This window comes from Aphanizomenon sp. UHCC 0183, from assembly GCF_009712065.1.
Classification (GTDB): Bacteria; Cyanobacteriota; Cyanobacteriia; order Cyanobacteriales; family Nostocaceae; genus Dolichospermum; species Dolichospermum heterosporum.
Genome location: NZ_VILC01000003.1, coordinates 44,508 through 51,717 on the forward strand (window position 1 = coordinate 44,508; position 7,210 = coordinate 51,717).

8 protein-coding genes are annotated in these 7,210 nt (G+C 38.9%); 2 read left to right on the plus strand and 6 right to left on the minus strand.

The window, feature by feature from the left end; translation table 11 throughout:
• The first annotated feature begins 27 nt into the window (after positions 1-27).
• A complete protein-coding gene (locus FJR37_RS01425; protein ID WP_015079166.1) occupies positions 28-483 on the plus strand; it encodes a divergent PAP2 family protein in 456 nt (151 codons plus the stop codon).
• A gap of 46 nt (positions 484-529) precedes the next feature.
• Here the strand turns inward: FJR37_RS01425 and FJR37_RS01430 are convergent, their stop codons facing one another.
• From FJR37_RS01430 to FJR37_RS01455, 4 genes are all read right to left on the minus strand, one after another.
• Positions 530-1,195 (minus strand): hypothetical protein, encoded by a 666-nt coding sequence (locus FJR37_RS01430; protein ID WP_081424348.1) that lies wholly within the window; start codon positions 1,193-1,195, stop codon positions 530-532.
• Between the two features lie 240 nt (positions 1,196-1,435).
• A complete protein-coding gene (locus FJR37_RS01440; protein WP_168465095.1) occupies positions 1,436-1,765 on the minus strand; it encodes an MgPME-cyclase complex family protein in 330 nt (109 codons plus the stop codon).
• Between the two features lie 153 nt (positions 1,766-1,918).
• The gene (locus FJR37_RS01445; protein ID WP_168465096.1) at positions 1,919-2,638 is read right to left on the minus strand and encodes an ester cyclase; all 720 of its coding nucleotides are present in this window, start codon (positions 2,636-2,638) and stop codon (positions 1,919-1,921) included.
• Positions 2,639-3,038: 400 nt separating this feature from the next.
• A complete protein-coding gene (locus FJR37_RS01455; RefSeq protein ID WP_168465097.1) occupies positions 3,039-3,761 on the minus strand; it encodes a pyridoxine 5'-phosphate synthase in 723 nt (240 codons plus the stop codon).
• Between the two features lie 124 nt (positions 3,762-3,885).
• Here FJR37_RS01455 and FJR37_RS01460 point away from each other — a divergent pair, with 124 nt between their 5' ends.
• Positions 3,886-4,524 carry a Uma2 family endonuclease gene (locus FJR37_RS01460; RefSeq protein WP_168465098.1) on the plus strand — a complete coding sequence of 213 codons (639 nt, stop codon included), beginning with the start codon at positions 3,886-3,888 and terminating at the stop codon, positions 4,522-4,524.
• 58 nt (positions 4,525-4,582) lie between these two features.
• Here FJR37_RS01460 and FJR37_RS01465 read toward each other — a convergent pair whose 3' ends face one another.
• Positions 4,583-6,634 (minus strand): substrate-binding domain-containing protein, encoded by a 2,052-nt coding sequence (locus FJR37_RS01465; protein WP_168465099.1) that lies wholly within the window; start codon positions 6,632-6,634, stop codon positions 4,583-4,585.
• Positions 6,635-6,666: 32 nt separating this feature from the next.
• Entirely contained in the window at positions 6,667-7,041 is a 375-nt protein-coding gene (locus tag FJR37_RS01470; RefSeq protein ID WP_168465100.1) for a hypothetical protein, read from the minus strand.
• Between the last annotated feature and the right edge of the window lie 169 nt (positions 7,042-7,210).

A 7,210-nucleotide genomic window follows, 5' to 3' on the forward strand; every position in this document is an offset into this window, starting at 1 on the left:
TACACTTACTAACTTCACCAAAATACCATGCAGGACATAGGCGAAATTGTTAACAACCGGGTGCTGCTGGTTGCGCTTGTAGCTTGTTTTGTAGCTCAAGGATTAAAGCTTATCGTTGAGTTAGTCAAACATCGTAAATTAAACGTGCGTGTTTTAGTAACTACTGGAGGTATGCCCAGCGCCCATTCAGCCCTAGTAACAGCCCTAGCAGACGGTGTTGGCCAAACTTTAGGTTGGGCATCTCCAGAATTTGCTCTAGCTACAGTTTTTGCTATCATCGTTATGTATGATGCCGCTGGAGTGCGTCAAGCTGCTGGTAAGCAAGCAAAAATCCTCAATCAAATGATTGATGAATTATTCCATGAAAAACCGGACTTTTTTCAAGACCGTCTCAAGGAATTATTAGGACATACACCAGTTCAAGTTATCGCTGGTTCAGTTTTGGGTGTAGCTATTTCTTGGTTAGCACGGGCTGTTTATTAGTCGGTTGTTCGTTGTCAGTCGTCAGTGGTCAGTTGTTAACTAACTCTTAACGGACGGTTGAGCGCAGTAAAACTACTTTCCGACCATCTGCTAATATGGCTACAAATCCGCTTTCGCTGAGTTTTTGTAATGTATTATATGCTTCTTTTTGGTTGGTAGTATAAACTGCCAACAGGTAAGGGCGTTGTCCATAGGAGACAAAACCCACATCACCTCCTACGGATTTTTGCAGGCTACTAACCATTTCTGGACGGTTAAAATAATCAACCAGAATTGCATAACCTTCCCCTAATATTTTGGGGTTATAGCTAATTTTTGAAGTTGGTAATTTTGGTGTTGTTTGTGGTACTTGTTGAGGTGCTTGTTGAGGTGCTTGTTGGGTAGCGCGAGTGGTGATAATGGCAGATAAACCAACTATATTCTGAATATACCTTGCCCAGCGATTGGCATCATCAATATTTTTAAACCCACCAATTCGCGTTACTGTTTGATTATTATATTTGCAAGTAACTGTTTTTAATTCAGTCGGTAATGCACTACGCAACTGCTTTTGATTTTCAGTTGTGGGACTTACTACTAATAATAAATATTCTCCCGCATTTGGTGGTTGACAATTAGTAAGATTTTGTTGAGCAATAACAGGATTGATATTGCTAATTAAGGGAGTAACTGCTAGTAATAAGGCACTTGGTAAGATTGTTAATATTTGCATAAATTGGTAATTGGTCATTGGTAATTGGTAATTGGTCATTGGTCATTGGTCATTGGTAATTGGTAATTGGTAATTGGTAATTGGTCATTGGTCATTGGTCATTGGTAATTGGTAATTGGTAATTGGTCATTGGTCATTGGTCATTGGTAATTGGTCATTGGTCATTGGTCATTGGTCATTGGGGAAGAGGTGAAATTCTTATATATTCCCCGTTCCCCGTTCCCCGTTCTCTGTTCCCTATTAAGAAGTTGTGGTAAGGGATGCTAATGGATTTGGTATAGTGTCGCTAGGGGCGGATAATTCTCCAGTAATCACATACTCTAACCGCAGTTTTAGCCAAGTTATAAATTGCGAATTGGTGGAAATAATGGCTGCCGCAGGTTGGGGACATTTCTTTTTAATACCTGCCATTTTTGGTGTTTCTAAAAAAGCGGGTTGCTTAACTAACCAAAAATCAATTTCTTTTTCTTGTTCATGATAGTTACGAGTCCGTTCTTTGAGAACTTCGTCTATTGGTTCTTGTTCCATAAGAAAGTGTTGACTGGCCAAAACGTAATAGTATGTTTGCATTTTCTTTGCTTGCTGACTAATCTATAATTTTAGGTTACTGCGGTAATATCCCCGACTTCTAGTATTAATTCATCATTTATTAACATCATGAAAACAGAAGTCGGGGATCTGCTATAATTTTAGGGTACAGTGTTGAATCTGTACCCTGAGCGATTAACTTTTCTTTAATCCCTGAAACCAAGAACCAAAAGGACAACCACCGCTCTTATTTTCACTATTTTCTAGTTTGCCACCTGCTGTCAGGCTTTCTAAAAATAGGGCATTATCAAAATAGTGTTCTAAGGAAACAATTTTTAAATCTTCGGTGACATGAGCAACACTCATACCGATAATTTCAACTGTTTTCCCTGTGGGTGCATAATCTTTATACTTACCCTGAAAATGTCCCCAGTGTCGCCATTTAAATGTAACATTGGGAGGACCAGAATAAACCGCCAATACTTCCCAGGGAAATCCTTGAGGAAAGGTACTATGAAAGATATCATGGGATGATTCAAAACTTTCCTCTGAAGCTTTGTAATGTTCAGAATCAGCCATAAATAAATTATAAGTACCTGATTTACCTAACTCGGCGGCGGTGTATTCTTGACCACCATTGCTTGTTACCCGGAATTTGTCATTGACGATAGATAACCACTGTTCGGGGTTAGTTTTCCATGACACTTCCATTTCAAAGGTTCTCACCAGATTTTCAACTATAGCTTCTAGTGTACCTTCGAGATGATGGTGGATACTCTCTTTTGCTAGGTTTTGCTGAGAACGGCTATAGTCAGGAGATTTTTGATTGCGCCATTGAGCATCAGTGCTGGCTGCAATTACCTTGTCTCTATCTTGTACCCATAGGGGCAAGTTGTTAGACTGTTGAGAATTCATAGTAGGTTGAAGTTTCCAAATGTGACTCTAATTTTCTGGAATTACGCAGCTATAACCCCTCTAGTAGTCTGTCAAGCAGGGAGGTGGGGGAGGTGGGGGAGGTGGGGGAGGTGGGGGATGTGGGGGAGGTAGGGGAGGTAGGGGATGTGGGGGAGGTGGGGGAGGTGGGGGAGGTGGGGGATGTGGGGGATGGAAGAACAGAAGTTTTTTCCGATCATTACCCGTCAAAATAAATTTGACGAACTACTAGTCCAAAGAGGCAAAAGGTAGGGGGAATATATTTCCCAATTACCAACTACCAACTACCAACTACCAATCACCAATCACCAATTACCAATTACCAATTACCAATTACCAATTACCAATTACCAATCACCAATCACCAATTACCAATTACCAATTACCAATTACCCCGCATTGCTTCTTTCATTTCTCGAACTGCTCTTTCTATACCTACTAAAGCTGCCCGACTAATGATAGTATGACCGATGTTGAGTTCTTCCATGCCTGGAATTGCAGCAATGGGGTAAACGTTCCAGTATGTGAGTCCATGACCTGCATTCACCCGTAAACCTGCTTTAATGGCTTGTTCACAGCCTTGGGCTAATAAAGCTAGTTCTTTTTGGCGAGTTGTTTCGTCTTTGGCTTCCGCATATTGTCCTGTATGCAGTTCAATAAATTTGGCTTTTACCTTGACAGATGCCTCGATTTGTGGTGGTTCGGCATCAATAAACAAACTTACGGGAATGCCAGAATTTTGCAACTTATCAACTATCTCTCCTATTCTAGCAATTTGTCCGACAATATTTAACCCACCTTCTGTTGTTACTTCTTCCCGCTTTTCCGGTACTAAGGTAACATAATCGGGTTTGATATCTAGGGCTATGGCTAACATTTCTGCTGTTGCTGCCATTTCTAGGTTTAAATGGGTTCTCACCGTTTCCCGCAATAGTCGCACGTCTCTATCTTGAATATGTCTTCTATCTTCGCGCAAATGGGCGGTAATGCCATCAGCACCTGCTAATTCTGCTAATACTGCTGCTGCTATGGGGTCTGGTTCTACTGTGCGCCGTGCTTGGCGGATGGTAGCGATATGGTCAATATTAACACCGAGTGTAGGCACGCCTGGTTTCTCCTGTTTAACGGTTCTCAGATGTTGATTTTACAGGAAATTCCAATTCTAGGGGTGAGCGATCGTATTATAAAGAAAGATAATTCTTAAAAAATTGGATAATCTTTGAGGCGATATGCTTTTAGAACTGCAACAAATTATTGTCAATCCAGGTCAACAAATGTTACTTAAGGATATTAGTTGGCAGCAGTTAGAAAAGATTTTGGAGGAAATGGGAGAAAAACGTGCAGCACGTATTTCTTATAGTGATGGTTGGTTAGAAATTATGGTTCCTTTACCTGAACATGAAAAAGATAAAGAGATATTTGGTGAATTAGTCAGAATTTTATTAGATAAATTAGAAATTGATTTTGAGCCTTTTGGTTCTACGACACTTAAAAATGAGAGAATGAGACAGGCGGTAGAACCAGATACGAGTTTTTATATTCAAAATCAAGCTGCTGTAATTGGCAAAAATCGGATTGATTTAAATATAGATCCACCACCAGATTTGGCTATTGAAATTGATATTACTTCTCGGACTCGATTTGACAATTATGAGATTTTGGGAGTTCCTGAACTTTGGCGATATCAACAACAAGGTTTGGAGATTTTCTTGTTACGGGAAGGGAAATATATAAAATCTTCATCTAGTCCTAATTTTCCTAATATTCCAATTATTGAATTAGTTAATGAGTATGTGCAGCAGTGTTTGACTATTGGGAGAAGTCAGGCTATGCGGAATTTTAGGAATTGGGTTAGGGATAATTTGTAATTGCTATTTAGTAAAGTTGTAAAATTAAGATTCACCAAAGTGAAGCATTAGCAACTAGTTAGAGACCTCCAGTTTCTTGAAGCTGTCTTATCATGTTTTTACCTTGTTCTGTCTGAAGTAGATTTGCATACGCTTCACCAGCTTGCTGTTGTTCTTGACCATTTTCCTTAACCACTACATAAAAATCAACAGGGAGTGGATATTCACCACTATAAATCGCTTCTATGTTAACCTTATTACGCTTGCCAGGTCCACATTCAGCAGGTGACACGAAGTTTTGTTGTTGGTATGGATAGAAAGTTTTACCCTTATTAATAATAGGTAAAGTCTTAACTCCACACTGTGGTACTATATCTGAGATAGGTCCTACAAAGATTCCCCCAGGTTCTTTAGTGATTTCTTGGAGTCCTTCATTAGTTGTATTAACATAGTTAATATTTTTGTCATCAAAAGCTATAATTCCTAAACTTTTTCTAAACTCATTCATGCTTATAAAATTATTACCACGCTCATAAAGCTTAATTGGGATATCTGCTGGATTACCAGCCTGTCTCCAGTTGTTAATCTTTCCACTAAAGATTTCACTTACTTGGTCTTTGGTCAGAGAATTGATCTCTAATTTGGGGTTAACGGCTACTGCTACACCACTTTTAACAACCGGAATTGCTTTAAGACTAAAATACTTTTTTCCAGCTTTGTCCTTCTCTAAAGAGGAAACATCACGAGATAATAGAGCAAAATCCAGTTCACCATCTATTAACTTCTCAATACCTATTCCAGAACCTTTTACGAACTCCTTTCTTATGTTGATATCAAATTGAGGATGAGTCTTTTTAATTTCTGATTCTAACGTTGGGTATATAAAACTCCAGGAAGTGCTGCCACCGTATTTAAATTTTCCTTTAGGTACATTGTGGACTTGTGCAAATTGGTTGGTAATTTTTATTGGAGGTAACTTACATGGAAGACATTCTTTATCCGGCTTAATATACCATGCTACCGCAAAACTAATAATTCCTAGACTCAATATTCCTATAAATTGATTACCTAGATTAAGTTTTCTTTTGTGAGAATCTTCTATTTTGGCTGTATCTTCATCTCTAAGTCCTAACACTTGCTGAAGACGTTTCAATTCAGCACGAGTTTTATCACTAACACGGAATTTACCTTTAATTGTTTGGAGAAATGCTTTCTGATATTCCTGTAAATTTTCTTTGTAGTCTTGATAAGGTTTTAAAACATCAGCCTCTATAGTCGCCGCTTCGTCAGGTGTTAGTACCAATCTTTTTTTTTGGTTATCTAAAGTAATACGACCAAGATTATCAATCTCACCGTCCCTTACCCAATATTCAACTTCTCGACGATATTTGAGATTGGGATCATCAATAGGTGCTTTAGCAAGCTGAATTTTATAACCTTCTTTGACAGCATATATCTCCGGTTTCATTCCTGGAGTGGCTTCTTGAACCTTACTTTTGGCGTATTCATGCAATTCATCAACGGAAATCGAACCATCTTCGTCCCGGTCTGCTGCACCAGTTTTCAGCCCCTCAACTATGTAGCGGGTGTAAGTTGAGGTATCTGCCCCTTGCAGTTCAAAGGAATATTGAGTGGAACTTGAAGAAGTGAGAACAGCCCTCCCTTCTCCACCCAATTGATTTTTGATATCTACAAAACCATCACCTTTCGCTGATAACTCTTTACCAAACGCACCACTAAAGCAACAATCAAGAATCACCACCTCGCGTTTAGAGCGGCTATTTTTCATGACTTGATGGACAACTTTAGCTGATACTGTTGTAGACTGTAGTAAATTTTTACGAGTGTTGTGAGTAGCAAAGTAAAGATTACCCTCTTCATCTTTAATGCCATGACCAGAGAAAAATAGTAGCAAGAGGTCATCTTTTTGACGATCATCAAACAACATTTCGATGGCTTCTTCCATTTCTTGTCGTGGAGGATTTACCAGCACTTTGACCTCATCAAAACCGCCAATTTCTGGGTTTTCCAAAACTTGCCGCATGGCTTCAACATCTTTTGTCGCTGCTGGTAACGGGGTAAGACCAGGCTCATACTTACTAACTCCTATGAGTAGGGCTATTTTCGCCATCTCGTTATTCTTTCCTTATATTGTGTAATTTCTTAGTTACCTGCAATAAATTTTTGTGCTAATTCCAGTGCTGCTGTTAGTTCTTTCTGACCATTGGCTTTCACTTTCACCTTTTTTCCGTTGAATTCAACTTCCAATTCAATACTTTTGTTACCCAAGCTGCCCAACCATGCCAACAATTTATAACAATTACTAATAGTGACCTCAGCTTGCAAAGCCCCGACTAAAAAACCACCAACAGATTTAGCTCCTTCTGGTATTTCTGTCACTTCTACAAATCCAGCACTTTCCACATCTAAGTCTTTAATTTCTCCCAGCAGATTTCGTGTTTCCCGTTCCTGCTCCTCTGCATCGAAATCTGGATTGAAAAGAGTAATTGTGAATTTAACATGGGATTCTGAACTCATATTGCACCTGAGAAGTTTTTTTAAAGAGTTGATTATTATGATATATGCTTGTCTGTAATAATACGGGATAAAATCGGAAATTTTTCTAAATTTTCAGCAATTACCTCCATAATCAAATACTTTAAGTAGTGAGACAGAATTAATTACACAATTTCATTGCGTAAGCGTT

Bases quoted from the DNA above. Each gene is read 5' to 3' on its own strand.
- FJR37_RS01470 (WP_168465100.1), bottom strand. From the start codon at position 7,041: ATGAGTTCAGAATCCCATGTTAAATTCACAATTACTCTTTTCAATCCA.
- FJR37_RS01440 (WP_168465095.1), bottom strand. From the start codon at position 1,765: ATGCAAACATACTATTACGTTTTGGCCAGTCAACACTTTCTTATGGAA.
- FJR37_RS01425 (WP_015079166.1), top strand. From the start codon at position 28: ATGCAGGACATAGGCGAAATTGTTAACAACCGGGTGCTGCTGGTTGCG.
- FJR37_RS01430 (WP_081424348.1), bottom strand. From the start codon at position 1,195: ATGCAAATATTAACAATCTTACCAAGTGCCTTATTACTAGCAGTTACT.
- FJR37_RS01465 (WP_168465099.1), bottom strand. From the start codon at position 6,634: ATGGCGAAAATAGCCCTACTCATAGGAGTTAGTAAGTATGAGCCTGGT.
- FJR37_RS01460 (WP_168465098.1), top strand. From the start codon at position 3,886: ATGCTTTTAGAACTGCAACAAATTATTGTCAATCCAGGTCAACAAATG.
- FJR37_RS01445 (WP_168465096.1), bottom strand. From the start codon at position 2,638: ATGAATTCTCAACAGTCTAACAACTTGCCCCTATGGGTACAAGATAGA.